Genomic DNA, 25,057 nt, shown 5'->3' with positions numbered 1-25,057 from the left:
CTCGTTCAATAAAACGCGGCGAAGAAGCTTTTAGTTACCCGGTAAAAGGGGAACACCGGGTAACCAATAGTAGTCATTAAAAGTGGGTTCTGAGTGTAATGCCCCAGGTGCGCGGCATGCCGGGGTAAGCCATAATTTTGCCCGCCTGAACCGGCACGTCAAAACCATTTTTAGCCACGTACTCAGTATCAAACAGGTTTTTGCTCCAGACAATTAACTGGCTATCCCATGCCGGCATTTCCCACATCCAGCTGGCGTTAACCAGATCAAAGCTGTCGAGATGTTTGTAGGGATCGTTGGTGTCATCCATGAAGAGATCACCGGTGTACAGATAATCCACGCGCACTGTGGTGGGGAAGCTAAAGACGTCAATGTAATGCTCAAGACCCAGCGTATAGCGGGTTTCTGGTTCAAAACCAATCCGATCGCCGGCTCGTGAACAATACGGATCTTCCGTGTTTTGACGGCCCGGATCGTCAATGCCGGTGTGCCAGGTATAGGCAACCCAACAGGTGCCATTGTCAAACTCGTCGAAGGTAGCCAGAGTACGGGCAAAGTTTAGCGATATCTGAGTAGAGGCAACGGGTAACCAGACCAAATCAAATTCAACGCCTTTGGTACCGATACTGCCAGCATTTTGCAGATTAAAGCCAGTCCCGGTAAAAGTGGATGCCTGAAAGTCGTCGATATCCGTTTTATGCAGGGCAAGATTAAAGCGTAAATCGTAGTCAGGGAATTCCTGCTTCACACCCAATTCCCAGGCCCGGGACGTTTCGGCTTTGAATACCGGATCAAATCCGGACGCTATGCGGTCGGTATTGATGCCACCAGACTTAAATCCATTCGCCCAGGACAGGTAAATCAGGCGTTCATCATTGGGCTGGTAACTAATTTTAACCGTGCCCGAAACATTATCATCGGATAAGGATTCCTGCATGGAGGGCCGCGGCAGAATAGAAGCCGTATTAAGAAAATAAAAGCCCCAGCCCGGATTTTGAAACGGTGCGATGGCTGCCAGTGAGTCTGCGTCGGGCATCTGCATGGAAGCGAGCGCAGTGGCGATATCAGTTAAAGCTGGCACCGCGGCATAGGGGTTAGGAATATCTTGCCCCTGAGTGGGTAAACCATTAATGCCTGGCCCAATTTCGCTGAATTCGCCGTTGAGCGTTTTATCCTCGGTGGTCCAGCGGATCCCTGTAGTCAGACTCCATTGAGGCAGAAACGTCCAGTCTGTCTGGGCAAATACCGCATAGCTGTCTTGCGTCTGATCGGCACTGTGCGGGAAGTCGGTGCCTCCCGGCGTGGCGGGTGCCACTGGTGCTATCAGGCCACCGCTCAATGTACTGAGCGTATTAATGCCTTCAATAAGAGGCTGCAGTTCGGCTGCGCTGGTGGCAAAAAAGGCCGGAAAATCACTGCCAATCATGTTATTGAAATCGAGGTCAAGGCGCTGATGAAAGTAAAAGACACCGGCAATGGCAGATAACGAGGGCGAGGCATAGTGAACCCTGAGTTCCTGAGTCACCGCACGTTGGGCCGAGTCATTAGTAGTGGATAATAGCTCTCCATCGGAGAAATCAGAGTCGATATAGTCAAAGCTATCAAATTTTCTCAGTGAACTAACAGACACCAGCGATAAGGTGTCGCTGATTTGCCAGTCGATCTCTGCTGACAGTCCGCGATCCTGCATGGCCGAACGCGGCGTTGAACTGAGCGCCGTGGTGAAATCGAAATACTGCGCCTGGCTAAATACTCGGCCACCAATTAATGGCGACGCAATAAGGCTATCGGTACCATATTTACCCGGTATCTCGTTTGCCTGTGCGTTACTTTGCCAGGTGAGCGCCGCACAACAGCGTTCGTCGAGCTCGGCATAGTCTGCTATCACTCTTACCGACACGGCATCTGTGGGCGTATACAAGGCTTGCAGACGAAAACCTGAGCGGTCGCGGTTGTTAAGGTTTTTGCCGGGGTGAGTCTGATCGGTTACCCAGCCATCACGGCGTGCGGTAAAGCCGCTCGCCCGCATAGCCAGTATGTCGTCAATCAGGGTTACAGACTTAGCGCCGCTGATATTCAGTGTATTGTAATTGCCGGCAGTGACCTGGAAAAAGCCCCGGCCATCAAAGTCGGCATTAACGGTATTAATAACCACCGCACCGGAAGGTGTATTTTTACCAAACAAGCTGCCTTGTGGACCTCGCAGAACTTCTACCGACTGGATATCTACCAAATCGTTAATCACCGAGTTCTGGCGGGCGCGATAAACGCCATCCACATATAAGCCCACCGAAGATTCGAAACCAAAGTTTTGCGACGAGGTGCCAATCCCGCGAATTGCGAATGCACTGTTGGTCGCACTCTGGCTTTGAAAAGCCGATAGGGTAGGGACACTGCGCTCGATGTCAAAAATATCGAAACTGGCCTTTTCTGCTAGCAGCTCACCACTAAGAGCGGTAACGGCTACCGGGACTTCCTGTAAGTTCTGAGAGCGCTTTTGTGCGGTAACCTCAATGGTTTCCAGCCCGGACTCAGGCTTTGCAGAAGAAGATTGTGCAAACACTGAAGCAGAGAGACTCGCAGTAGCCAGCAATGACATTGCCGGCACCAACGTTCGAGTACAGCACGAGGAGTGAGATGACTGAGGTTGTTGCATAAATCGCCCTGACTGTTTATCGGCAGTAATTGGCCCATAGTGTAGTGACAATTAGGCCTGAGGGGTAGTCAATGAATGCAACAATTTGTGATAACTAATAATTGGTACAGGGTTGGCAGTGCAGCTGATTACCGACCGGCTTGTTGTCCCGGCTGTTGGTTAGCACCGTTTAATGACAACCCTGGTGCTGTTGTGAAGGTATTTTCTGACTGATTATATTTTTTGATGTATTTATTGAGTAACTGATCAACCGGCAAACGTGTAACGTCGGCACGCAGTTTCTTAACCAGTTGTGGGGCACTGTCAACAGAAGCAGGTTGGTTATTATGATCGTTGGCCATGGTCGTGCCTGTGAAAAAACTGCAGGTCAGCAGGCTAAGGGTAACGATTTTAATTTTCATAATACGCTCGCTTGTATTGATCTCGGTCAGCAATGAGTTTATTACACCTTAGTTGAAGAAGTGATGACACACTGAGAATTATACATTGGTATTTGATTTCATACGTTGTATCTGCAAGTGTATGTTTAAACGTTGGTTTTTGAAAAAGGAAAGGCGCCCTAAGGCGCCCCACCGCAGAGCCCGGAGCTCTGCTACCATGTTGAAATGTTTACATGGCTGACATGAATTCGTTGTGAGTCTTATAGACGAGCGAGTACTTCTTTAGCAATGGCGTTGTTCTGCATGCCGTTGTCATTGATCCAGGCTTGCAATGTTTTACCGTCTTGCTCAGGCTCGCTTAAATCGCGGCTTGGCATCTTTTTCACCAGCAGGGTACCTACTTCAGTAGCGTTATTTTGTAATGCCGTGCGGATAAGGCTCTGGCCATTACAAGTGATACCGGCATAGTAATCGCGAAGTTTTAAACGGTAGTCAGACTGAACGTCACGCATTTTTTTACGCAGTTCGCCTTTATCATCAGCACTTACGATGGTGCAGATGTTGGCTAGCGCCTCTTCCACATTGGCGTGAGCAGTGGCGTTAATTCCAAAAGAAGCAGTTAATACAAGGGCAGCAGTTTTAGCAAATTTCAACATGGTAGTAGCCCTATTAAGTTTAGCAGTCTTAAAAGTTTGTTTTGTTTGTTTTGTTTTGTTTGTTGTAACTATTAGAACCCAAACTAACAACCGCTTAAACAGCAGGGCCGATACATTGGTATTTATTCTAACACCTGGTTTTTGAGGTTTTAATTATTAAAAATCAGTGGGTTGGGTTTGTTTAAGATCAGCCAAAAAGGAAAAAGGCGCCTTGCGGCGCCTTTCCAATGCAGGGGACTGCTATGCTCCCTGCAACCATGTTGAACAGCTTACATGGTTATCATGAAAGAGGGGAGAACGTCTTACAGACGATCCATTACTTCTTTGGCAATGGCGTGATCCTGAAGACCATTATCGTTGATCCAGGCTTGCAGTGTTTTACCGTCTTTTTCTGGCTCGCTCAGGTCACGGCTGGGCATTTTTTTCACCAGCAGAGTACCTACTTCCGTCGCGTTATTTTGTAACGCGGTGCGGATCAGGCTTTGGCCATTACAGGTAATGCCTGAGTAGTAATCGTGCAGCTTTAAACGATAGTCAGACTGTACAGCACGCATTTTTTTACGCAGCTCGCCTTTGTCGTCAGCACTTACAATAGTACAAATGTTAGCTAGAGCTTCTTCCACGTTAGCGTGGGCAGTGGCGTTAATACCAAAAGAAGCAGTTAATACAAGAGCAGCAGTTTTAGCAAATTTCAACATGGTGGTAATCCTCGTTAGTTTTAGCAGCCTTTAAGGGAAATAATTTTGTTTGCTTTGTTTTGTTGGGTCTATTAAACCTAAAGTATAAGGTTGATAAAACAGCTTAGGTGATACATTGGTATTGGACTTTATACTTTTTTGTTGTGGCGTAAAGGACAATAAAATCAGTGTGTTGTGGTTTGCTTTGAGAGTGGGCCTGGAAGAAGAAAAAAGGCGCCTTGCGGCGCCTTCTAAATGCAGGGGACTGCTAAATTCCCTGCAACCATGTTGAACTGTTTACATGGCTATCATGAAATGGTTACGTTGGCCGCCTTACAGACGGTCCATTAACTCCTTGGCAATGGCATGGTCCTGCAGACCATTTTCATTGATCCACGCTTGCAGCGTTTTTCCGTCTTTCTCTGGTTCGCCCAGTTCACGGCTAGGCATTTTCTTCACCAAAAGCGTACCAACCTCTACAGCATTATTTTGCAGGGCCGTGCGGATTAGGCTCTGACCGTTGCATGAAATACCTGAGTAGTAATCGTGCAGCTTGAGACGGTAGTCTGATTGAACCGCTCGCATTTTCTTACGTAACTCGCCTTTATCATCAGCACTCACGATGGTACAGATGTTGGCCAGCGCTTCTTCTACATTAGCGTTCGCGGTGCCGGTAAGCGCCAGCGATGCAGTTAAAGCAAACAAAGAGGACTTAACAATTTTCAACATGGTTAGCTCCTTGAAAGATAAGTTATAAGTTAAGTTAGGTGGTCAATCAGTTGTTTGTTTTGTCGAGTTTATTAAAGCCATGTCTGCGGGACTGGTAAATTGCGCTGACGATACATTGTTATGTAGTTAAATACCTTTAAGCATAATCTATCTCGGCTTTATCTTTATAAGGCACTGAATGTTATAGAGTAATCGGATTTTCGGCGAGGGGTGAAAAAATTCACAGAGCAGTGGTTTACTTGCTTTTTAAAATGAGCATTGCTGGCCTCGCTCCGTATTACGAGGCCCTGGAGGTCACTTAGTTCAGGCGGCGTGTTGATTTGAGGGCGGCGAAAGAAACGCCTGAGCGATCTCAATTAACTGCTGACGAACCCAGCGGTGGGCCGGATCTTCGTTGGCACTGACGTGCCAGTACACATAATAATCTAGGGGCTGTAAAGCAAAGGGAAGTTCACTCACGGCCAGATTGTAATGCTTGGCTAAGTGTGACGGTAAACAGGCAAGAAGATCCGTTTTTACCAGTACGCTGGGGATGGTAAGAAAGTGATGACTTTGCATGGCAATACGCCGCTGGTGGCCGAGCTTGGATAACTCAATATCCACTTCACTGGCCTGGTCCTGGCGTTGGGATACCTTTATATGGCCGTAGGTCAGGAAACTTTCCATAGTCAGGGGGTCGCTGAAGGCCGGATGTTCCGGCCGGCCAACTACGACAAGACGATCTTCGGCTATTTTATGACGCGCCAGATACTGATCGGTAAGCGTTTCGCTGTCGGCGTAAAAGTCGAGTTGTCCGCTTGCGAGGGCATTTACCACCTGTTTTTTATCAATGTCGTAATTAGTGATGGTAATGGCCGGGGCCTGGGCTTCAATTTTTGCAATCAGCCGCGGCAATATGCTGGCTTCAATAAGGTCACGGCAGGCAAACTGAAAGGTTTTTTCAGCCACTTCCGGATTAAATTCGCGACTTTGTAATACACTGGTTCGTAACAGCTCCAGTGCCTGACGGGCTGGGCCGATAAGGTTTTGTGCTACCGGCGTAGGACTCATTGTATGCCCGGTTCTGACAAACAGCGGGTCGTTAAGTAGATCACGAAGCCGGGCCAGCGAGTTACTCACTGCCGGTTGGGTGATGCAAAGGATATCAGCGGCTCTGGTAAGATTACCTGCGGTATAAATGGCGTCAAATACAGCAAACAGGTTTAAATCGATTCGGTTTAAATTCATATAAGAAGTGGCCCAACCAGTTAACTGCAGTCATTATTACCATTATTAATAGAAAATCAACATTTCTATCACATTGGTTGATTGTCAGACCAGCTGGGACACCGCTAAGCATTCTGGTAATTCCCTTAGTTTTTGTCTGCTGCTTCTTCGAGTTGTTCACCTGCTTTTTTAATATCTTTGCCGAGTCCTTCCATCGTTGCACAGCCCGCAGTCATACCGGCAACAGCAATTAATCCGAATAAAAAAAGACGTACATTACGAAACTTCATGGGATGTCTCCAAACAAAATTAAAACTGTTTTCTAACTATCATCGCCAGGGCTATTATCGTCTTCACTAGCCGATGGCTGGGAAGCACCATCATCTGTTTGGTTTTGAGGTAAAACAGAATCGTTAAGCATAGCGTTGAGTTTCTCACCTCCCTTAGCACCAAAATCCAGTGTGCGAATAGGAAAGGGAATGAGTATATTAGCATCGCTCAATGCTCTCTGAATGGCAACGATTACCTGATGTCTTGCCGCCAGAAAACCAGGCTCACCCGGGTATTCGATCCAGAACCAGACCAGCAAATTAATACTGCTGTCGCCAAAAGACTCAGCCCACACACCGGTTTCTTCTTTTCTGATCACAAAGTCAAATTCATTAACGGCTTCAGTTAACACTTCGGCGGCTTGCTGAGGATCGTCCGCGTAGGAAATCCCGACCGGCACTTCAACCCGGCGATGGCCGTTAACGCTATAGTTAGTAAGAATATTGCGAAACAGAATCTTGTTGGGAATGATTTCCCGCTGGCCAAAGAATGTCATTACATGAGTGTTACGAAGGTTTATTGCCTCTACGTTACCAAATACGCCTTCGGCTTCGATAACATCGCCAATCTGAAAGGGTTTACGCACCCCCATGGCAATCCCGGCTATCAGATTTTCGGTAATGTCCTGGAACGCAAAACCAATGGCCAGACCAACAATACCTGCACCGGCCAGCAATGAAGTTACCGTTCCCCGCAGTCCGATAAAGTCCAGCGCGATAAAAATACCCGCGGTTGCAATGGCGACTTTAATAATGGAGGTGAGTAAGCCGACAATTTGCGTTGAATCAAAAGTGCGGGATAACACGCGGTGGGCAAGATTACCAACAATTTTGGCTAACAGCCCAAAAGCCATGGCAATAAAGATGGCCACGGCAATATTAGGCAGGTGTTTAATGCTCGCTTCGACCCAGCGTTCAAGCTTTTCATTGATAAGTTGCCAGAAAGTATCGAGCTGTAGTGCTTTCATAATTCTCCACAAACAGACTGTGAGTCATCGGATTGATTGTCTGAAACGGATAGTGCAAGCATTGCACCAGCGGTTACTGTTATTTAACCTGCTGATTTAATGAAATATTTAATTTGACAGGTATAAGTTGAGAGCGTCGCGTCAGTAAAATTTTCCTGCTAAACACGAAAGGATTACCCATGCTGCATGGATTACTTTACAGATGACAGCCTAAAGAAAGCCGCTATGTCTTTGTAGGGGCGCCGACATTCGTTAAGGTAGTCATGACATCAGCAAAAAAGGAGTCCTTATGACCACTAAGTTAAATGATACTGAAATTGCAGAGCAACTGGCCGCCCTAAATACAACCTCTGCAGAGGGCAGTTCGTGGCAGCGCGATGGCGATGCCATTACCTGTACGTTTACTTTTAAGGGGTTTATTGGCGCTTTTGGCTGGATGTCACAAATTGCTATCTGGGCAGAGAAGCTCAAGCACCACCCTGAGTGGTTTAATGTTTATAATAAAGTTGAAGTCAGATTAACCACCCATGACGTGGGCGGTCTCAGCGAACTGGACTTTAAACTGGCGCAAAAAATGAATCTCTATTTTAAATAAACACGTAGTAAATAGTGTACTTAATAATCGTTGTGGTGGGTATTTAACCGGTTGGTCAAAAAATTGAAACAATTCACCAAACAGGCCTTGCCAACCTCTAATCCCTATGTATAATACGCACCACTTGAACGGCACAGCGCAATACGCGGTCCGGTTCAAACCAGTTCAGACGCGGGATGGAGCAGTCTGGTAGCTCGTCGGGCTCATAACCCGAAGGTCGTAGGTTCAAATCCTGCTCCCGCAACCAAATAATCAATGTTTGTGAAAACAGGCAGTTGATACCAGAATAAAACGCAGCAATGCGTCGCTAAGAATATCACGATAAAACGTGCAATGTTTCAGACGCGGGATGGAGCAGTCTGGTAGCTCGTCGGGCTCATAACCCGAAGGTCGTAGGTTCAAATCCTGCTCCCGCAACCACATATAAAGCCTCGGTATCTACCGGGGCTTTTTTGTTTTCGGCCCTAAACCACCTACTTCAGTAGGTGGTTATCATTCGTGGTAGGGCTTTGCCCGGATAGATTTAAGCTGGTAAAGAAAGGTGTCTATACATTGTTGTCGGAGTCGCCGACAGCTATAGTAACAAACGTCCCTGTGATTCATCCCAGCCACGCCATCCATGGCGTGTCGTTCCTCATACTGCGAAATGCCACTGGCATTTCGGTTATTCGTCACCCCTGTGCCGCATCGACTGACTCCTCATCCATGATGATGCTTCTAGTTTGTTATGTCTGCCAGTGACAATGACAACACTGAAGAAGGGCACAATTATTGTCCTTTCTTCGATTTAAACAAAGCCCCCTTTTAGGGGATTAACGCAAAGCCACCTTCTTCAGAAGGTGGATTCTTTACTTTTCATAAACAGTATCCCGGTCAATTTTCCTCAGTCTTGCCACTACGGAGCTTCCTCACTATTTGAAGTAACTCCATTGAGATAAGTTTAGCTTATTTTCTGCCAGTCCTAACAGTCGCCAGAAGCGGTTAATTGTAAGCGTATTTTCAGCGTTTTTCTGTTCAGTAGTGACCGGTGACACCCTCTTGCTTGATTTCATTTTAAGTCCTCAACGTTGTCGTGAGTGAGGATTGTTATGTTTATTACTGTACTTCACCAACGATTAAAATTACGCTTAGATATAAGTTAATCTTATTTTATTTTGATATGGATAAACGTTTGCGCTGGTTAAACAATTTAATGTGCTTTGAGGTGGCAGCCCGGCACCAGAGTTACAGCAAGGCTGCTGAGGAGTTGTTTATTTCTCAGGCGGCGGTTAGCCAGCAAATGCGCCAATTAGAGAGTAATTTGCATGTAAAGCTGTTTAACCGTGAGGCCAGAAAAATGCGCCTTACAGAGTCTGGTAAAGTATTGCTCAGCGCTTGCCAGAAAGGCTTTGGTGAGGTGATTAATGGGTTAAATCAGGTTCAGGAAGCGCCCCTTGATGGCGAGTTAAAAGTCAGCTCAACCCAGGCTTTTTGCGCTCTGTGGCTGGTACCGCATTTATTTGAGTTCTTTAAACTTCACCCTGGGATCAATGTTAACGTGCAGGGCTCTAACCGCATTGAAAATCTGCATGATGGTAATATCGATGTGGCTATACGCTTTAACACGTCAAGCACGGGCCTGACAGATGAGTCGTTGGTTATTGAGCGGTTAGATGAAAACGACGTTTACCCGGTGTGTTCCGGTGACTACCTTAGCAAAAATGCCATAAACGACGCTAAGAGTATGAAGAATGCCAGATTGTTTAGTCTGGCCTACGAAAATAAGGTGGACTGGGAGAGTTGGTTTGAGTTTGCCGGGGTTGAGGTAACCTCAAACCAACTGAGAAAAACCGAAGTTACCTCAAGTGATCTTGCCTTATCTGCGGTGTTAGCCGGGCACGGGATTATGCTGGCATCAGACATTATGGTTGGCGAATACGTCAGGACCGGGCAACTGGTTATTCCATTGGATATACCGCATCCGGTGAGTTGGAAATCACATTTGGTTTACGCAAAGAATAACCCCAAGCAGAAACGGATTGCCGTGTTTTGCCAGTGGGTGAAAGAAAACCTGATCAGGACACAGGGTCCGGGCCCTTTATAAGCGGTTACAGGCTTGTATCAGTTTCAGTGGACTCCGTTACGGCAGAGCGCTGGCGCAATGCGGTGTTGTGCACTATATTGCCAAAACAGACTAATCCCGATATTAAAGTCCATATTCTGCGGTAGCCTGCCACAAAAATCCTGCAACTGGCTCTCAATAGTCAGACACATTATAAACGATAGCAATTCATCACCTTTTACAAAACAACCGCAGCCAGCACTTCAGGAAGCCGTGTGCAATGAAGCGGTGAGCGGATTGGTAGCGAGCATTTCCCAATAGATAAATACGCCTCTGGGTGTCAATATTGGCAATTGCACGTTATTAATTGAATTGCTCGAGGAAGTTCCCAAAAATACAACAGCGGGGTGCTTGATGAGGAATCCTTTGCAGAACCGCTAAGGATCTGTCTTCCAGTATGCACAAAAACATGCGCCGGGCATCCAAATTACTGTCTACCTTTAAGCAGGTGGCGGTCAAAAACACTGATGAAGCAAATATGTTGGAGCAGGTAGATATTGCTGAGTGTGTTAATGATTTTGTCGCAGCTCACGGTATGCATAACGAATCTTCACAAATCACATTCGCCGTATAAATTCCACCCGGTGCTGTGGTTACCACTTACCCTGCGGTGATTACGCAAACACTAACCGCCTTAACGTCAAACACAATTATTCATGGTCTTGGCGTGGGCGTGAGTGAAGCGCTACTACCGAAGGTTTTCGAGCCGATTTTCACTACTCGCAGAGGGGCAGGGAATGGTGGATTAGGTTTAAGTGTTGTGCACCATTTGATCAGTGAAGTGCTGAAAAGTGAAGTTTATTATGAAAGTCAGCCCGAAATCGGTTTTACGTTGTCTTTTAAAATCCAAAACCTGATACATTGTCAGCCAGGTGATGAAAGCTAGTGCCTTGTTTTACAGAGTGGATGTGGAAATCTATGCCGGTTAATAAAGTATTTTTATAAAGCCTGCGTAATTGAATGATTGAGTTTTGTACTAGCGTTTGACAAGCGTAATGGATTTACGGCAAGCTTCATAAAATAAGGGAAGCTCGTTATTTACTTTTGTTAATAGATGGCTGGCAATAAGCAGGCAGGCTTAGTTAGCGACGACATTGTTTATAAATACTAAGGCCTACTGTAATGCCGTCTGTTTCGAACCTGTTTTCTATTCCCGATACTTCTTTACTCCTGGTGGGGGAATATAACCTTTCACTGGTGTTGCTCTCTGTTGCCATTGCTGTGTTTGCCTCTTTTATGGGATTTCAGGTGGCTACGCAGGCTGCCAATGCCAAAACCCGCCGGGGACGCCGGGGACGGCTTGCCGTAGGAGCGTTTGCTCAGGGCAGTGGCATCTGGTCGATGCATTTTATTGGTATGCTGGCTTTTGAACTTTGCACGCCGGTTTCTTATACCTGGTTTACCACCCTGCTTTCTATGCTTCCTGGAATAGCCGCTGCGTGGGTGGCCCTTAACCTCCTGACTCAACACAGTATCAACAACAAGCAAATTGTTATTGGTGGGGTGTTAGTGGGCGCCGGTATTGGCGCCATGCACTATATTGGCATGGCTGCCATGGATATGGCGCCGCTGCTGCGTTATGACCTGAGTACCTTTTTATTGTCGGTGGTCGTAGCCGTGGTACTGGCGATGATCTCGTTATGGGTAAGACACGGCTTACAGCGCCTGTTGCACAATAGGCTCACCACCTTCACCACCAATATACTGGCTGGGGCGGTAATGGGCTGTGCCATTTCAGCCATGCACTATACAGGTATGGCGGCCGCTCGCTTTGTTAGTCCTCCCGGGCTGGAACTGTCGGATCAGCCTTCAGAAATGTCGTTCTATCTGGCGGCCAGTGTCACTTTTATCGCATCCATTATGATTGCTCTGGTGCTCGGGATTAGCCTGTTGGTTAAATACCGTGAGGCATCAGCCGATGCCCGTCGTTCGCAGGTCAGAATGATCAGCCTGATGGAATCTGCCGTTGAGGGTATCCTGACCATTAACGACGAAGGAATTATTCAAACCGTAAATGAAGCGGTAACCACCATTCTCGGCTGGCAACGAATGGAACTGGTGGGCACGCCACTCACCGAGTTTCTGCCCGAGGACCGCCGTCACCTATACAGCTATCGGTTCTTTAAATATGCAGAGGAACCTGAGGGGATACAACTGATTGGTAACAGTCGCGATGTAGTAGCGTTTAACCGCGACGGTGAGTTAGTACCATTACGGATCAGCCTGTCGCATACCCAGGTTGCCGGAGAATCCCTGTTTATATTGTTTATCGCCGATATCAGTGAACGACTGGCGATGGAAAAAGTCATTCGTGAGAACGAACTGAAGTTCCGTTCACTGATTGCCAATATCCCGGGCATCGCGTATCGCTGTTTGAATAAGCATGACTGGCCCATGGTGTTTATCAGCGATGCGGTAAAGAAAATTACCGGTTACGACCCGGATGAATTTTTACTGCCAGACCCGACGGTAAGCTTTGTTGATTTATTTCATCCGGATGATCTGGACACTATCGAGCAGGCGCTGGTTGGCCAAACCGAATACAGTATGGAGTACCGTATTTTCAACAAAGCTGGTGAGATCCGCTGGTTGCGTGAGCATGGCCGGTATATTCGCGACGATTACAACGAAATCCTCTGGCTGGATGGCTTTATCATGGATATTACCGATCGCCGGCAAATGGAAGATGACTTGTTGATCGCTAAAGATGCTGCAGAACAGGCTGCCGCGGCCCGAGCCGCATTCCTGGCCAACATGAGTCATGAGATCCGCACGCCAATGAATGCCGTGATTGGTTTTAGTGACATCCTGCTGGATACGCCGCTCAATACTGAACAACACAAGCATCTGTCGACGATTAATCGTTCAGCCCGCTCATTGCTACATTTGTTAAATGACATCCTCGACAGTGCCAAACTGGATAAAGGAAAGCTGGAACTGGAGTTGGTGGATTTTATCCTGAGCGAAGAAATCGACACGGTGATATCTACTTTCTGGCTGGAAGCTAAACGTAAGGGGCTCGACTTACAGGTGAAACTAGGCGATAACCTCGCACAGGGCTATCGCGGCGCGCCAGAGCGTATTCGTCAGGTACTGAGCAATTTAATTGGCAACGCGGTGAAGTTTACTGAGTCAGGTCAGGTCAGTCTGCGCGTGAGTCAGGTTAACGACAACCATGTGCAATTTACTATCTCAGACACTGGCATTGGTATGACACAGGAACAATGCCAGCGGGTGTTCGATGCATTTGCTCAGGCGGATGCGTCGATGTCAAGACGCTTTGGTGGCACAGGACTTGGTACCACGATTTCCAAGCAGCTGGTTGAGTTGATGGGCGGCTCTATAGAGGTTCGCAGTAAGCCGGGAGAGGGAACAGCGTTCAGCTTTATATTGCCGCTTACCGCTATCGACAGTACAAGCCATGTACAGCGTCTCCACGCCATTCAGTTACCCGCCCTGCGGATCCTGATTGTGGATGACATTGAACAAAATATCGAACTGCTCAATTTATTACTGAAACGCAGCGGTCATAGCGTGGATATTGGCCGGGATGGCCAGCAGGCCCTCGAACAGATGGCGCATCATCAGTACGACGTGGTGCTGATGGACTTGCAAATGCCGGTGCTGGATGGCTTAACCGCTGCCCGTCAACGTCGTGAATACGAAAAAGCCAATGGTCTCAAGGCCACCCCGATTATCGCACTGACCGCCAGCGTACTGGCTCAGGATAAAAAATCGGCTAGTGAGGCCGGCATGGAAGGTTTTGCCAATAAGCCCATCGACTTCCCGGTGCTATGTAATGAAATCGCCCGGGTGCTGGGCATTCAGGGCAGTGCGCTGGCAATGCGCGCGGAACCCAAGGAAGCGCTTCTTATCGATTGGTCCCGTGGCGAGAGTTTATGGGGTTCCAAACATAAGTTGGTAAAAGAAATAAAGCGCTTTTGTAAAGATATCACCCTTGCGAGGGAAACCTTTGCAAGCCTGACTGAACAGCAGGACTTCACAGATCTGAAAGCCTTGGTGCATCGTTTTAAAGGTGTGGCTGGCAACCTCGGCCTGATAAAAATCATGCATGCCTGCAAAGCTATCGAACAGGATTGCTACGATAAGGTGGCGGCTGCGGATTCGGTAGCAGACCTGTACAACCTGGTTCCAGCAGTTCAGAGCGCTGTTGCTACGGAGCAGGAAAGTGCGCTGGAGCAGTCTGCTGTAGTCGATAGTCAGGCATTAAGGGCTATACTGGAGCGTATTACGCATTCAGTTGAAAATAATCGCATTGAAGAGGCGGAACTAGCCTTGCTGGGTGGCTACCAGAACAGCTGCTTTGCCAATGACATTCAAGCGATACTGGATGCCATAGAAGACTTTGAATTTGAACAGGCGATTACATTGCTGTCTGCACTAATCGACAAACTGGACGAATAGTAACCATGCATAACACTGCTCTAAAACCGACTATTTTGGTGGTTGATGATGAACCGGCAAACCTGAGGGTGCTCAAACATTTGCTGGCAGAGCATTACACTCTGGCATTTGCCAAAAATGGCCCTGAGGCACTACGTGTGGCAGAGGCTCAGTTACCGGATCTTATTTTACTTGATGTAATGATGCCCGGCATGACCGGCTTTGAAGTGTGTCAGGCGCTAAAGGAAAACGTCATTACCCGGGCTATCCCGGTGATTTTTGTTACTGCACTGAGTGAGGAGCAGGACGAAACGGAAGGGTTTGCGGTCGGCGGCGTGGATTATATTACCAAGCCTATCTCGCCAACAGTGGTGAAAGCGCGCATCAAAACACATCTGTCGCTGGTACAGGCCGATGAACTCAAGCGCACCCGGTTACAGGTGGTACAGCGTCTGGGCCGTGCAGCTGAGTATAAAGATAATGAAACCGGGATGCATGTTTTGCGCATGAGTCATTACTCAAAGGTATTGGCATTGGCCTATGGTTTAAATGAAGAGCAGGCCGAGACTCTGCTGCATGCTGCTCCCATGCATGATATTGGCAAGATAGGTATTCCGGATCACATTATGCTCAAGCCCGGTAAACTTACCGATGAAGAATTTGCGGTGATGAAAACGCACCCGGAAATAGGTGCGGAAATTTTAGGCGAGGCAGACTCCGATCTATTACGGATTGCAAAATCCGTGGCGATGACCCATCACGAAAAGTGGGATGGCTCTGGTTATCCCAGCGGCTTACAAGGGGAAGATATTCCGGTAGAAGGGCGTATTGTGGCAGTAGCGGATGTGTTTGATGCACTCACCAGTAAACGCCCGTATAAGGAAGCCTGGACAGTAGAGAAAACCCTGGCGGTAATGAAAAGCGAATCAGGCAAACACTTCGAACCCCTCCTTGTTACGTTACTAGAAGAAAATCTTGAGGAAATTCTGACCATTAAGGAACGCTGGCGGGAAGATTAAATTATCGTGACAATCCAGTCTGAAGCGGGATTGGCGGTTGCTAAATCAACAAGCAGGCAGTATAATGCGTGTCAGATTTTGGCTGGTACCGGTAATTAGTGATTACCTGCACCTATGCCTTACGGGTTTTTATTGTTGTATTGCACCAATAGCAACCTTGCCTGATATGGGCAAAAGGGACCGAATTTTTATTGCAAAAAGCCCCGTTTAATCGGGGCTTTTTGTTAGCTCGGTCTCACGCACAAAGCGATACCGAGCAAGGTATCAGTATATTGGGCATTATGCCCTTTTTTCGTTTTTGGAGGTTTGGATTGTCAAAGCTAGAGCAACGTTTAAGCGAAATGTTGAATCCGGCGGTAGAAGCATTGGGGTTTGAATTATTGGGAGTGGAGTTTGTCCGCGCCGGAAAGCATTCAATCCTGCGGGTTTACATTGATCATGAGAATGGCATCAACGTAGATGATTGTGCGGATGTCAGCCATCAGGTCAGTGCGGTCCTGGATGTGGAAGATCCAATCAATACTGAATACAACTTAGAAGTCTCATCGCCTGGTATGGACCGCCCGCTATTTAAAGAGGCGCACTATGCACAGTTGGTGGGCGAAACCGTCGCTGTCAGAATGGCATTGCCGTTGGATAACCGACGCAATTTCAAGGGGAAATTACTGGCGTGTGAAAATGGCACGTTAACTATCGAGGTCGATGGCGAGCAATTTAAATTGCCGTTCAGCGGGATTGAAAAAGGTAATTTGGTTCCAACATTCGAATAATACGGAATAAAACTGCGTGCCCATCCGCATGCAACCAGTGAGGCAAAAATGAATAAAGAAATTTTGTTAGTGGCCGAAGCCGTTTCTAATGAAAAACAAGTGCCAAGAGAAAAGATTTTTGAGGCGTTAGAATTTGCCATTGCAAGTGCCACAAAAAAGAAAAACGAAGGCGAAATTGAAGTACGCGTAAGCATTGACCGTGAAACCGGTGATTTTGATACGTTTCGTCGCTGGCTGGTTATTGCCGACGATCAGGAACAGGAAAACCCATTTGCGGAGTTGACCCTGTCAGCAGCCCAAATCGACGAACCGGAAATTCAACTGGGTGATTATGTTGAAGAACAGATCGAGTCGATAGCCTTTGACCGAATCACTACACAAACCGCCAAACAGGTTATTGTTCAGAAGGTTCGCGAAGCAGAACGTGCACAAATGGTTGCCGAATATGAAGATAAAGTTGGCGAACTGGTAACCGGTACCGTTAAAAAAGTTAATCGTGACAACATCATCATCGATTTAGGTAACAATGCTGAAGGCGTTATTTACCGTGATGATATGCTGCCGCGCGAAACCTTCCGTCCGGGTGACCGGGTGCGCGGCTTACTGTATGTAATCCGCCCTGAAGCACGCGGTGCGCAACTGTTCGTAAGCCGTACTCATCCGGAGATGCTGGTTGAACTGTTCCGTTTGGAAGTACCAGAAATCGCTGAAGAGACATTAGAAATTAAATCCGCCGCACGGGATCCGGGTTCACGGGCCAAAATCGCGGTTAAGACCAACGATAAGCGTCTTGATCCGGTTGGTGCCTGTGTAGGCATGCGTGGCTCACGGGTACAGGCAGTATCCGGTGAGCTGGGCGGAGAAAGAGTCGATATTGTGTTATGGGACGAAAACCCGGCGCAATTTGTTATCAACGCAATGGCACCTGCTGAGGTCGCATCCATTGTGGTTGATGAAGACACGCATACCATGGAAGTAGCAGTAGAAGCCGATAACCTGGCTCAGGCTATCGGTCGGAGTGGTCAGAACGTTCGTCTGGCAAGTCAATTGACTGGCTGGGAACTGAACGTAATGACCATTGAAGATTTGAACCAGAAACACCAGGCAGAAAACGAAAGGGTTCTGGCGGTATTTGTTAACGGTCTGGACATCGACGAAGACTTCGCAAGTGTCTTGGTTGAGGAAGGCTTCACTTCATTAGAAGAAGTTGCCTATGTGCCAGTCAGCGAATTATTGGCCATTGACGGCCTTGATGAAGACACCGTTGAAGAATTACGTAATCGTGCACGTGCAGCACTGACCACTCAGGCGCTAGCCAACGAGGAATCGCTTGAGAGCTCAGAACCCACCGAGGAATTGCTGAACCTTGAAGGTATGGACAAGCACCTGGCGTACGTTCTGGCAAGTAGAGGTATCATCGATTTGGAAGCGCTGGCTGAACAGGGCACCGATGATATCAGTGATGTAGAAGGACTGGACGAAGAGAAAGCCGGTGCATTGATTATGGCTGCACGAAACAAAGTCTGGTTCAACGAAGAATAAGGTCGACAAGGGGAAAAACGCGTAATGGCAGATGTATCCATTGAAAAACTCGCCAGTGATATCGGGACTAGCGTTGACCGGTTAGTGAGTCAGTTTAGCGACGCCGGCATTAAAAAAGCCGCCGGTGAGAACGTGACTGAAGATGAGAAACGCAAACTACTGGACCACCTGAGCAAACAGCACGGTGGCACCAATGGTGGTGAACCTAAGAAAATGACGTTGCAACGTAAAACAACCAGCACGTTAAGTTTAGGTAAGTCGAAAGAAGTAAAGGTTGAAGTTCGTAAGAAGCGTACCTACGTGAAACGAACGGACATTGAAGAGCAGCGTCAGGCAGAAGAAGAAGCCAAACGCCGCGAAGAAGAAGCCCGTCTGAAGCGTGAAGCGGAAGAAAAAGCGGCTGAGGAAGCCCGTAAAGCGGCCGAAGAAAAAGCTCGTAAGGCTGAAGAAGCCCGTAAAGCGGCGGAAGAAGAGAAAGCTCGCCGTGCTGAAAAAGCCAAGCAGGAAGCTGCTGCTCGCGCAGAAGCCGAGTCTGAGCTGTCAGAAGAAGAGTTAAAAGAGCAGGAAGAAGCGCGTCAGGAAGAAGAGCGTTTACGCAAGCAGCAGGAAGAAGAAGCGCAGCGTAAACTGGAAGAAGACGCCAAAAAAGCCGCTGATGAAGCACGTAAACTGGCTGAAGAGAACGAACGTCGCTGGAAAGAAGAAGAAGAGCGCCGTAAGAAAGCAGAAGCCGAAGAAGTGCACATGCACTCTAACCGTTATGCTCAGGAAGCGGAAGACGAAGAAGATATGCAGGTTGAGCGTTCTTCACGTCGTCGTAAGAAGCCGAACAAGAAAGCCAGTGAAAGCCTGAAGCAAGGCTTTAACAAGCCGGCCGCGCCTGTTGAGCGTGTGGTTAAGCTTGGTGCAACCATCACGGTAGGCGAACTGGCCAGCCGTCTGGCAATCAAGGTGCAGGAAGTCATTAAGGCCATGATGAAAATGGGCGAAATGGCAACCATCAACCAGGTGCTGGATCAGGACACTGCTGTACTGGTAGTTGAAGAGATGGGTCATAAATATGAGCTGGTTAATGACAACGCGTTAGAAGACGAGTTGTTAGCGGGCTCTGGTAATGGTGATAAAACTACCCGTGCGCCGGTGGTAACCATCATGGGTCACGTTGACCACGGTAAAACCTCACTGCTTGATTATATTCGTCGCGCTAAAGTGGCGGCCGGTGAAGCGGGGGGTATTACCCAGCACATTGGTGCTTACAGTGTAGACACTGAAAATGGCAAGATCACGTTCCTGGATACGCCCGGACACGCCGCTTTTACGGCTATGCGTGCACGCGGTGCTACGGCAACGGATATTGTTGTGCTGGTTGTTGCTGCAGACGATGGTGTCATGCCGCAGACTAAAGAAGCGGTTCAGCACAGTCGCGCAGCAGGAGTACCACTGATCATTGCTGTGAACAAGATGGATAAAGAAGCTGCTGATCCGGATCGGGTTAAAACCGAACTGTCGCAACTGGAAGTTATCTCTGAAGAGTGGGGCGGTGAGCACCAGTTTGTAAACGTGTCAGCCAAAACGGGTATGGGCGTTGATGAACTGCTGGAAGCTATTTCCCTGCAGGCTGAAGTTCTCGACCTGAAAGCAACGCCAACCGGACCTGGTCGCGGTATTGTAGTTGAGTCCCGCCTGGATAAAGGTCGTGGCCCGATTGCCTCGGTACTGGTGCAGGAAGGTGAAGTTAAATCAGGAGATATCCTGCTGTGTGGTGAAGAATACGGTCGTGTTCGTGCCATGCGTGATGAGAACGGTAACGATGTCAAAGTGGCCGGTCCGTCAACGCCAGTAGAGATTCTGGGTCTTTCAGGCGTACCGGTTGCGGGTGAGGACGCGTTGGTAGTGCAGGATGAGCGTAAGGCGCGTGAAGTGGCCGGTAAACGTCATCAGAAGAAACGTGAACTTAAACTGGCTCGTCAGCAGAAAGCCAAGCTGGAAAACATGTTTGCTAACATGGAAGCCGGTGACGTAAGCGAGCTGAATGTAGTGCTGAAAGCAGACGTACAAGGTTCTGTTGAAGCGATTTCTGAGTCACTGACTAAGCTGTCTACCAGTGAAGTTAAAGTGAATATCGTGGGTAGCGGTGTAGGTGGTATTACTGAAACCGACGCCAGTCTTGCTGCAGCATCAAGTGCTATCGTGGTGGGCTTTAACGTTCGTGCCGATGCAACGGCACGTCGCGTGATTGAAGCAGAAGAAATCGACTTACGTTACTACAGCGTTATCTATGACCTGATTGATGAAGTCAAAGCGGCCATGAGTGGTATGCTGGCACCAGAGTTCAAACAGGAAATCATGGGTCTTGCCGAAGTACGTGACGTATTCAAGTCACCGAAACTGGGCGCGATCGCCGGTTGTATGGTAACTGAAGGTACTGTTAAACGTAGTAATCCGATTCGCGTACTGCGTGAAAACGTGGTTATCTACGAAGGTGAGCTCGAATCCTTGCGTCGCTTTAAAGATGACGTTCAGGAAGTTCGTAACGGTATGGAATGTGGTATCGGCGTTAAAAATTACAACGACGTAAAAGTGGGCGACCAAATCGAGGTCTTCCAGGTAGTTGAAGTTAAACGCGAAATCTAAGCTCAGCGAATAACTAAAGTATAGCGGGGGCTCTGAAGCCCCCGCTTTTGTCTGTGCAATAGTCCGCTACACTAAAGGCAGAGCAGATTGCAAAACAGAGGAGAGTAACTATGGCTCGGGAATTTTCTCGAACTGATCGGGTTGCCCAGCAAATCCACAAAGAAGTGGCCAGTTTGCTGCAAAATGAATACAAACACCGGGTAGGAAATCTGCCTTTCATTACGCTTTCTGATGTGGAGGTCTCCCGGGATCTGGCGCATGCCAAAATTTTTATCACGTTTTATAACAGTGATGAAAAGGAAACCAGGGCGCAAATGAAACAGCTTAGCGAGAACACCGGTTTTCTGCGCAGCTTGTTAGCGAAACGCTTGCGTATGCGTGCTGTACCGCACCTGCATTTCTTTGAAGACAAGTCGATTACCGAAGGCATGCGTATATCTAACCTGGTGAGTGAAACTATCGCTCGTGATAAAGAACGGTCGAATAACGACGACGAGCAGGAATAATCAGGCATGGCAAGAAAACGCAAAGGCCGGGCAGTAAACGGCATTGTGTTAGTTGATAAACCCCTGGGCGGTTCATCAAATCAAATTTTACAAAAGGTGCGCTGGCTATATCAGGCTCAAAAAGCCGGCCATACCGGTGCACTCGATCCGCTGGCTACCGGCATGTTACCGGTGTGTTTAGGTGAAGCCACTAAATTTTCTCAGTACTTGCTCGACGCCGATAAAGAGTATGAAGTCACCGCCCGTCTTGGCATTCGTACCACTACGTCTGATGCTGATGGCGAAATCGTTGAAGAGCGAGATGTCTCATGCTCTGAAGAGGAAGTGCGGGCTGCGTGTTTGTCGTTTTTAGGCAGCAGCAAGCAGGTGCCATCGATGTTTTCGGCGCTTAAGTACCAGGGTAAGCCATTATACCATTATGCCAGACAGGGCATTGAAGTGCCTCGGGAAGCCAGGGATATCACTATTTTTGAGCTGGAAATTACGCGTATCGCGCTGCCTGAAGTGGATTTGCGGGTGCGCTGCAGTAAGGGAACTTACATCCGTTCACTGGTAGATGATATTGGTCAGCAGTTAGGCTGTGGCGCTTATGTCACCCGGCTACACCGAACCAAAGTGGCAGATTATCCAACGCCGAATATGATTTCCGTAGAAGCCCTCGAAGCGATGGTGGAACAGGAGATTGCCAAGCGCGAGTACGAGGCCATCGATGCGCTGTTGTTACCGATGGACACCGCTGTAAAAAGCTTACCTGCTGTTGAGCTATCCGCAGCTGAAACACACCGGTTACAGCACGGCCAGAGTGTCACGCCATTGCACACGGATGGCCTTGCCGAAGGGCAGCAGTATCGTATTTACGATAGCAGCACCACTCCCGCTCGTTTTCTCGGCGTCGGCGAGGGGGTCTGTGCACCTAAAGATCAAAAAGCCCCGGCTGATCAGGTGTTTGTTGCGCCCCGACGTAGTGTGGTTTACAGCGCAGAGTCGTAAACGCTTAAAATCACTTGCGCATGGGGCCACGCCAAGTATAATACGCGCTCAGTTTTGTCAGACTGAATTAGTGATCGGTCCGGCAGGTTTAAAAACAGGAGAAAATTATGTCACTAACTAAAGAAGAAACCGCAGGCATCGTTGCTGAATATGGCGTTAAAGAAGGTGATACTGGTTCACCTGAAGTACAAGTTGCACTGTTAACGCACAACATCAACAAGCTGCAATCACACTTCAAATCAAACAAGAAAGATCACCACTCACGTCGTGGTCTGCTGCGCATGGTTAGCCAGCGCCGTAAACTGCTTGATTACCTGAAAGGTAAAAACGCAGAACGTTATCTTGATCTGATCAAACGTCTTGGTCTGCGTCGCTAATCGGCGATTGACCAACGCAAAAAAGCGCCTGAATGGCGCTTTTTTTGTTTTCGGCCCTAAACCACCTACGTCAGTCGGTGGTTATCATTCGTGGTAGGGCTTTGCCCGCCTAGATTTAAGCTGGCAAAGAAAGGTGTCTATACATTGTTGTCGGAGTCGCCGACAGCTATAGTAACAAACGTCCCTGTGATTCATCCCAGCCACGCCATCCATGGCGTGTCGTTCCTCATACTGCGAAATGCCACTGGCATTTCGGTTATTCGTCACCCCTGTGCCGCATCGACTGAATCCTCATCCATGATGATTCTTCTAGTTTGTTATGTCTGCCAGTGACAATCACAACACTGAAGAAGGGCATAATTATTGTCTTTTCTTCGATTTAAACAGAGCCCCCTTGTAGGAGGGGAATGCAAAGCCACCTTCTTTAGAAGGTGGATTCTTTACATCTGAACGGTGACTATTACGGAGTCAGGTAGCTGTATACTGAAGGGCCGTTAGTTAAATGGGGTATAACGTTTTCTGTTTCCAGCTCCCTGATAAGTACAATCAGCCGTCGTTCAATATGCTTACTGCCAATTTGGTTATGGGCGAGGGCCAGGTTTCGTAACAATAGTGCGACGGTATTTGGATGCTCAAGGGGATTACTTGTCAGTGCGCGATACAAAAAGGCCTGATGACCGATTCATAGCTGATTTCACCGTATCGGCTGTTAGCCAGTGACATTAGCTCCTCATCATCCGAGGTATGACCTATAAAAGACAATTCTTGTTCAAATTCGCTCGGCATAGACAAGCTGTAACGCAAGGCTTTTATGGTTGAACGTAATTTTTGCCGGCCGGATAAAGTGCAACTAAAAAAATAATTTCTTAACGTGCGGGAATGCTTGTAACGACTCTTTATCGACAGGTAAATTTGTTCTACCTGCTCCGGTTGATAGTTGATGGCGTTCTGCATTGCCATACTTATTACCACCATATCGGCAAGCTTTAACTCAACCCCTGAAGTAAGCAGATTATTAACTTGTTGGATGATTTCTGAAGCTTCAGCTTTGCTGTTGCTGTACTGGCTAAGCTTCTGGTATCGCGATACTACGGCAGAGGAGTGGTTGTGCAAAAATGCCGGTTGTTGGTAAGAGGCCGGGGTAACACTGGCCAGGTTAAGTAAAGCGGCAACTAAATATCCCGAAACGGCCGACATAACAATCCTTGTAATGTTTCTAGTGGCTGATTAAAGATAAGTTACCGCTTTTTTATGGTAAATGAAACAGGCTCTCTTTATAGCGTAAGTGATCCACAGGGAAGCTGTCGCAGCCGGTAGCCAGACACAACCCAGTTAAGCCCCACCACATTTTGCGGATTCACCTCGGCTATCAGGCATACCTTTTGTTTTGGGCTTAAATCAAGGGCCAGCTCATTGCTCCAGTCAGCATGCGCGCGAATTTTGAAGGTTTTAAACCCCGGATTAACTAACAGTTGGGTATGTTGCTGCGGTGCCAGTGAAATAAAGTACTCATCATCCCAACCAATATACACATCGGTCAGGCTGCCTTGTAATTCATCGGAACGATAGATAGTAACAGTGGCAGCATCATTGGTTTGGGTGATTGCCGGGAGCGAGGATTTTGAAACACAGCCACTTGCCAGTATTGCGGTTAAAGTGATTGCCGCGACCCGTGTTATTGACAGACTCATTTGTCGATGTCTACTCATCATAATTGCCTCTTTGTCGTTGAATGCTGACAATGATGATGGCTGTGGGGTCAAGCGGAGGTGAAAGAACCGGCCTTTGGCCGGCTCAGTGAATTAATAATAACCGAAATCCGCCGTTATCAATCTGAATAACCTGTCCGGTGCGGTTTTAACCATTTCACTGGCAAGGCCGAGCGCTGCATAAGCCTGGTCTCGGGGTTCTACAGAAGGCACGGTGGTGTTGACCAGAGCTAAAACAATAATATTTTAAACCCTATCAGGATGAGTACTATACCGCCGATAAGCTCAGCTTTACTCTCCAGCCAGGTACCGGTTTTAGCACCGATATGCACACCCAGAAAACTAAAAATAAAGGTAGTGATACCTATTATCAGGCACGCCAGGAAGGGGTTTAATGCCATTAATGTTAGTGAGAACCCGGCCGCCATGGCATCAATACTGGTGGCAATCGCCAGCACTAGCATGACCCGGGATGTGATTTTGGCGATACCTTCTTCAATTCCTTCAGACATTGCCTCAAAAACCATTTTAGCGCCGATAAAGAGTAATAAGATAAATGCAATCCAGTGTGCAAAGCTGCCAATCAGGCCAAATAGCCCCTGACCGCCCAGGTAACCAATTAATGGCATAATCCCCTGAAAAACGCCGAAATAGATAGCTGCTGATAAAGACAGCGATTTGGCATTAAGAACATGTTTCGAGCCGAGCCCGATGGAAACAGCCAATGCATCCATGCTTAACGCCAGCGCTAAAATAATGACTTCTAACATAATAGACTCCGGAAAAATCAGCCAGGGGCCGGATAAGCA

The 25,057-nt window shown here is 47.8% G+C and carries 23 protein-coding genes and 2 tRNA genes; 14 read left to right on the top strand and 11 right to left on the bottom strand.

What is annotated here, in order from left to right; genetic code table 11:
* Positions 1-76 precede the first annotated feature (76 nt).
* From AC566Q_RS14580 to AC566Q_RS14545, 8 genes are all read right to left on the bottom strand, one after another.
* On the bottom strand, positions 77-2,656 hold the full coding sequence (locus AC566Q_RS14580; RefSeq protein ID WP_499607452.1) for a TonB-dependent receptor: 2,580 nt from the start codon (positions 2,654-2,656) through the stop codon (positions 77-79).
* 128 nt (positions 2,657-2,784) lie between these two features.
* Positions 2,785-3,057 carry a hypothetical protein gene (locus tag AC566Q_RS14575; protein ID WP_146129594.1) on the bottom strand — a complete coding sequence of 91 codons (273 nt, stop codon included), beginning with the start codon at positions 3,055-3,057 and terminating at the stop codon, positions 2,785-2,787.
* Positions 3,058-3,296: 239 nt separating this feature from the next.
* Positions 3,297-3,692, bottom strand: coding sequence for a DUF3718 domain-containing protein (locus AC566Q_RS14570; RefSeq protein WP_105935400.1), 396 nt, complete (start codon positions 3,690-3,692; stop codon positions 3,297-3,299).
* 302 nt (positions 3,693-3,994) lie between these two features.
* On the bottom strand, positions 3,995-4,390 hold the full coding sequence (locus AC566Q_RS14565; protein ID WP_105935399.1) for a DUF3718 domain-containing protein: 396 nt from the start codon (positions 4,388-4,390) through the stop codon (positions 3,995-3,997).
* Positions 4,391-4,702: 312 nt separating this feature from the next.
* Positions 4,703-5,098 (bottom strand): DUF3718 domain-containing protein, encoded by a 396-nt coding sequence (locus tag AC566Q_RS14560; protein WP_279319325.1) that lies wholly within the window; start codon positions 5,096-5,098, stop codon positions 4,703-4,705.
* A gap of 303 nt (positions 5,099-5,401) precedes the next feature.
* A complete protein-coding gene (locus AC566Q_RS14555) occupies positions 5,402-6,325 on the bottom strand; it encodes a LysR family transcriptional regulator (RefSeq protein WP_499607447.1) in 924 nt (307 codons plus the stop codon).
* Positions 6,326-6,450: 125 nt separating this feature from the next.
* Entirely contained in the window at positions 6,451-6,594 is a 144-nt protein-coding gene (locus AC566Q_RS14550; protein ID WP_499607444.1) for an entericidin A/B family lipoprotein, read from the bottom strand.
* A 32-nt stretch (positions 6,595-6,626) separates the two neighbouring features.
* Positions 6,627-7,601 carry a mechanosensitive ion channel family protein gene (locus tag AC566Q_RS14545; RefSeq protein WP_105935395.1) on the bottom strand — a complete coding sequence of 325 codons (975 nt, stop codon included), beginning with the start codon at positions 7,599-7,601 and terminating at the stop codon, positions 6,627-6,629.
* Positions 7,602-7,890: 289 nt separating this feature from the next.
* On the opposite strand from AC566Q_RS14545, the gene AC566Q_RS14540 reads away from it, so the two are divergent.
* From AC566Q_RS14540 to rpsO, 14 genes are all read left to right on the top strand, one after another.
* Complete coding sequence (locus tag AC566Q_RS14540) at positions 7,891-8,196, top strand: 4a-hydroxytetrahydrobiopterin dehydratase (protein WP_105935394.1); 306 nt, start codon at positions 7,891-7,893, stop codon at positions 8,194-8,196.
* A gap of 170 nt (positions 8,197-8,366) precedes the next feature.
* A tRNA-Met gene (locus AC566Q_RS14535) sits at positions 8,367-8,443 on the top strand.
* Between the two features lie 96 nt (positions 8,444-8,539).
* Positions 8,540-8,616: transfer RNA gene (locus AC566Q_RS14530), tRNA-Met, on the top strand.
* Positions 8,617-9,367: 751 nt separating this feature from the next.
* Positions 9,368-10,279: a LysR substrate-binding domain-containing protein gene (locus AC566Q_RS14525; RefSeq protein ID WP_499607441.1), complete on the top strand. Its 912-nt coding sequence runs from the start codon at positions 9,368-9,370 to the stop codon at positions 10,277-10,279.
* Between the two features lie 415 nt (positions 10,280-10,694).
* Positions 10,695-10,871, top strand: a complete 177-nt coding sequence (locus AC566Q_RS14520; RefSeq protein ID WP_499607438.1) for a hypothetical protein — start codon at positions 10,695-10,697, stop codon at positions 10,869-10,871.
* Positions 10,872-10,970: 99 nt separating this feature from the next.
* Positions 10,971-11,183, top strand: coding sequence for an ATP-binding protein (locus tag AC566Q_RS14515; protein ID WP_499607436.1), 213 nt, complete (start codon positions 10,971-10,973; stop codon positions 11,181-11,183).
* 236 nt (positions 11,184-11,419) lie between these two features.
* Entirely contained in the window at positions 11,420-14,722 is a 3,303-nt protein-coding gene (locus tag AC566Q_RS14510) for an MHYT domain-containing protein (RefSeq protein ID WP_499607433.1), read from the top strand.
* A 5-nt stretch (positions 14,723-14,727) separates the two neighbouring features.
* Entirely contained in the window at positions 14,728-15,720 is a 993-nt protein-coding gene (locus tag AC566Q_RS14505; RefSeq protein ID WP_499607430.1) for a response regulator, read from the top strand.
* A 311-nt stretch (positions 15,721-16,031) separates the two neighbouring features.
* Complete coding sequence (gene rimP / locus AC566Q_RS14500) at positions 16,032-16,490, top strand: ribosome maturation factor RimP (RefSeq protein WP_499607427.1); 459 nt, start codon at positions 16,032-16,034, stop codon at positions 16,488-16,490.
* Between the two features lie 48 nt (positions 16,491-16,538).
* On the top strand, positions 16,539-18,032 hold the full coding sequence (gene nusA / locus AC566Q_RS14495) for a transcription termination factor NusA (RefSeq protein ID WP_105935389.1): 1,494 nt from the start codon (positions 16,539-16,541) through the stop codon (positions 18,030-18,032).
* Positions 18,033-18,056: 24 nt separating this feature from the next.
* Positions 18,057-20,666, top strand: coding sequence for a translation initiation factor IF-2 (infB, locus tag AC566Q_RS14490; RefSeq protein WP_499607423.1), 2,610 nt, complete (start codon positions 18,057-18,059; stop codon positions 20,664-20,666).
* A 110-nt stretch (positions 20,667-20,776) separates the two neighbouring features.
* Positions 20,777-21,172 (top strand): 30S ribosome-binding factor RbfA, encoded by a 396-nt coding sequence (rbfA, locus tag AC566Q_RS14485; RefSeq protein WP_499607420.1) that lies wholly within the window; start codon positions 20,777-20,779, stop codon positions 21,170-21,172.
* 6 nt (positions 21,173-21,178) lie between these two features.
* Positions 21,179-22,162, top strand: coding sequence for a tRNA pseudouridine(55) synthase TruB (truB, locus tag AC566Q_RS14480; RefSeq protein WP_105935386.1), 984 nt, complete (start codon positions 21,179-21,181; stop codon positions 22,160-22,162).
* A gap of 107 nt (positions 22,163-22,269) precedes the next feature.
* Positions 22,270-22,539 carry a 30S ribosomal protein S15 gene (gene rpsO / locus AC566Q_RS14475; protein ID WP_105935385.1) on the top strand — a complete coding sequence of 90 codons (270 nt, stop codon included), beginning with the start codon at positions 22,270-22,272 and terminating at the stop codon, positions 22,537-22,539.
* Between the two features lie 648 nt (positions 22,540-23,187).
* Here the strand turns inward: rpsO and AC566Q_RS14470 are convergent.
* The 3 genes from AC566Q_RS14470 to AC566Q_RS14460 form a co-directional block, all read right to left on the bottom strand.
* Positions 23,188-23,736, bottom strand: a complete 549-nt coding sequence (locus AC566Q_RS14470) for a hypothetical protein (protein WP_499607417.1) — start codon at positions 23,734-23,736, stop codon at positions 23,188-23,190.
* Between the two features lie 77 nt (positions 23,737-23,813).
* Positions 23,814-24,251 (bottom strand): hypothetical protein, encoded by a 438-nt coding sequence (locus tag AC566Q_RS14465; protein ID WP_499607414.1) that lies wholly within the window; start codon positions 24,249-24,251, stop codon positions 23,814-23,816.
* A 227-nt stretch (positions 24,252-24,478) separates the two neighbouring features.
* A complete protein-coding gene (locus AC566Q_RS14460; RefSeq protein ID WP_499607412.1) occupies positions 24,479-25,018 on the bottom strand; it encodes a manganese efflux pump MntP in 540 nt (179 codons plus the stop codon).
* Between the last annotated feature and the right edge of the window lie 39 nt (positions 25,019-25,057).

This window comes from Alteromonas sp. H02, from assembly GCF_059682525.1.
The sequence above is the reverse complement of the archived record's forward strand: the minus strand, read 5'-3'. Positions and strand labels throughout refer to the sequence as shown.

What these genes read in the sequence shown, in the direction of transcription:
- AC566Q_RS14580 (WP_499607452.1), bottom strand. Translation starts at nt 2,656, where the DNA reads ATGCAACAACCTCAGTCATCTCACTCCTCGTGCTGTACTCGAACGTTG.
- AC566Q_RS14575 (WP_146129594.1), bottom strand. Translation starts at nt 3,057, where the DNA reads ATGAAAATTAAAATCGTTACCCTTAGCCTGCTGACCTGCAGTTTTTTC.
- AC566Q_RS14570 (WP_105935400.1), bottom strand. Translation starts at nt 3,692, where the DNA reads ATGTTGAAATTTGCTAAAACTGCTGCCCTTGTATTAACTGCTTCTTTT.
- AC566Q_RS14565 (WP_105935399.1), bottom strand. Translation starts at nt 4,390, where the DNA reads ATGTTGAAATTTGCTAAAACTGCTGCTCTTGTATTAACTGCTTCTTTT.
- AC566Q_RS14560 (WP_279319325.1), bottom strand. Translation starts at nt 5,098, where the DNA reads ATGTTGAAAATTGTTAAGTCCTCTTTGTTTGCTTTAACTGCATCGCTG.
- AC566Q_RS14555 (WP_499607447.1), bottom strand. Translation starts at nt 6,325, where the DNA reads ATGAATTTAAACCGAATCGATTTAAACCTGTTTGCTGTATTTGACGCC.
- AC566Q_RS14550 (WP_499607444.1), bottom strand. Translation starts at nt 6,594, where the DNA reads ATGAAGTTTCGTAATGTACGTCTTTTTTTATTCGGATTAATTGCTGTT.
- AC566Q_RS14545 (WP_105935395.1), bottom strand. Translation starts at nt 7,601, where the DNA reads ATGAAAGCACTACAGCTCGATACTTTCTGGCAACTTATCAATGAAAAG.
- AC566Q_RS14540 (WP_105935394.1), top strand. Translation starts at nt 7,891, where the DNA reads ATGACCACTAAGTTAAATGATACTGAAATTGCAGAGCAACTGGCCGCC.
- AC566Q_RS14520 (WP_499607438.1), top strand. Translation starts at nt 10,695, where the DNA reads ATGCACAAAAACATGCGCCGGGCATCCAAATTACTGTCTACCTTTAAG.
- AC566Q_RS14510 (WP_499607433.1), top strand. Translation starts at nt 11,420, where the DNA reads ATGCCGTCTGTTTCGAACCTGTTTTCTATTCCCGATACTTCTTTACTC.
- AC566Q_RS14505 (WP_499607430.1), top strand. Translation starts at nt 14,728, where the DNA reads ATGCATAACACTGCTCTAAAACCGACTATTTTGGTGGTTGATGATGAA.
- nusA (WP_105935389.1), top strand. Translation starts at nt 16,539, where the DNA reads ATGAATAAAGAAATTTTGTTAGTGGCCGAAGCCGTTTCTAATGAAAAA.
- infB (WP_499607423.1), top strand. Translation starts at nt 18,057, where the DNA reads ATGGCAGATGTATCCATTGAAAAACTCGCCAGTGATATCGGGACTAGC.
- rbfA (WP_499607420.1), top strand. Translation starts at nt 20,777, where the DNA reads ATGGCTCGGGAATTTTCTCGAACTGATCGGGTTGCCCAGCAAATCCAC.
- truB (WP_105935386.1), top strand. Translation starts at nt 21,179, where the DNA reads ATGGCAAGAAAACGCAAAGGCCGGGCAGTAAACGGCATTGTGTTAGTT.
- rpsO (WP_105935385.1), top strand. Translation starts at nt 22,270, where the DNA reads ATGTCACTAACTAAAGAAGAAACCGCAGGCATCGTTGCTGAATATGGC.
- AC566Q_RS14470 (WP_499607417.1), bottom strand. Translation starts at nt 23,736, where the DNA reads ATGTCGGCCGTTTCGGGATATTTAGTTGCCGCTTTACTTAACCTGGCC.
- AC566Q_RS14465 (WP_499607414.1), bottom strand. Translation starts at nt 24,251, where the DNA reads ATGATGAGTAGACATCGACAAATGAGTCTGTCAATAACACGGGTCGCG.
- AC566Q_RS14460 (WP_499607412.1), bottom strand. Translation starts at nt 25,018, where the DNA reads ATGTTAGAAGTCATTATTTTAGCGCTGGCGTTAAGCATGGATGCATTG.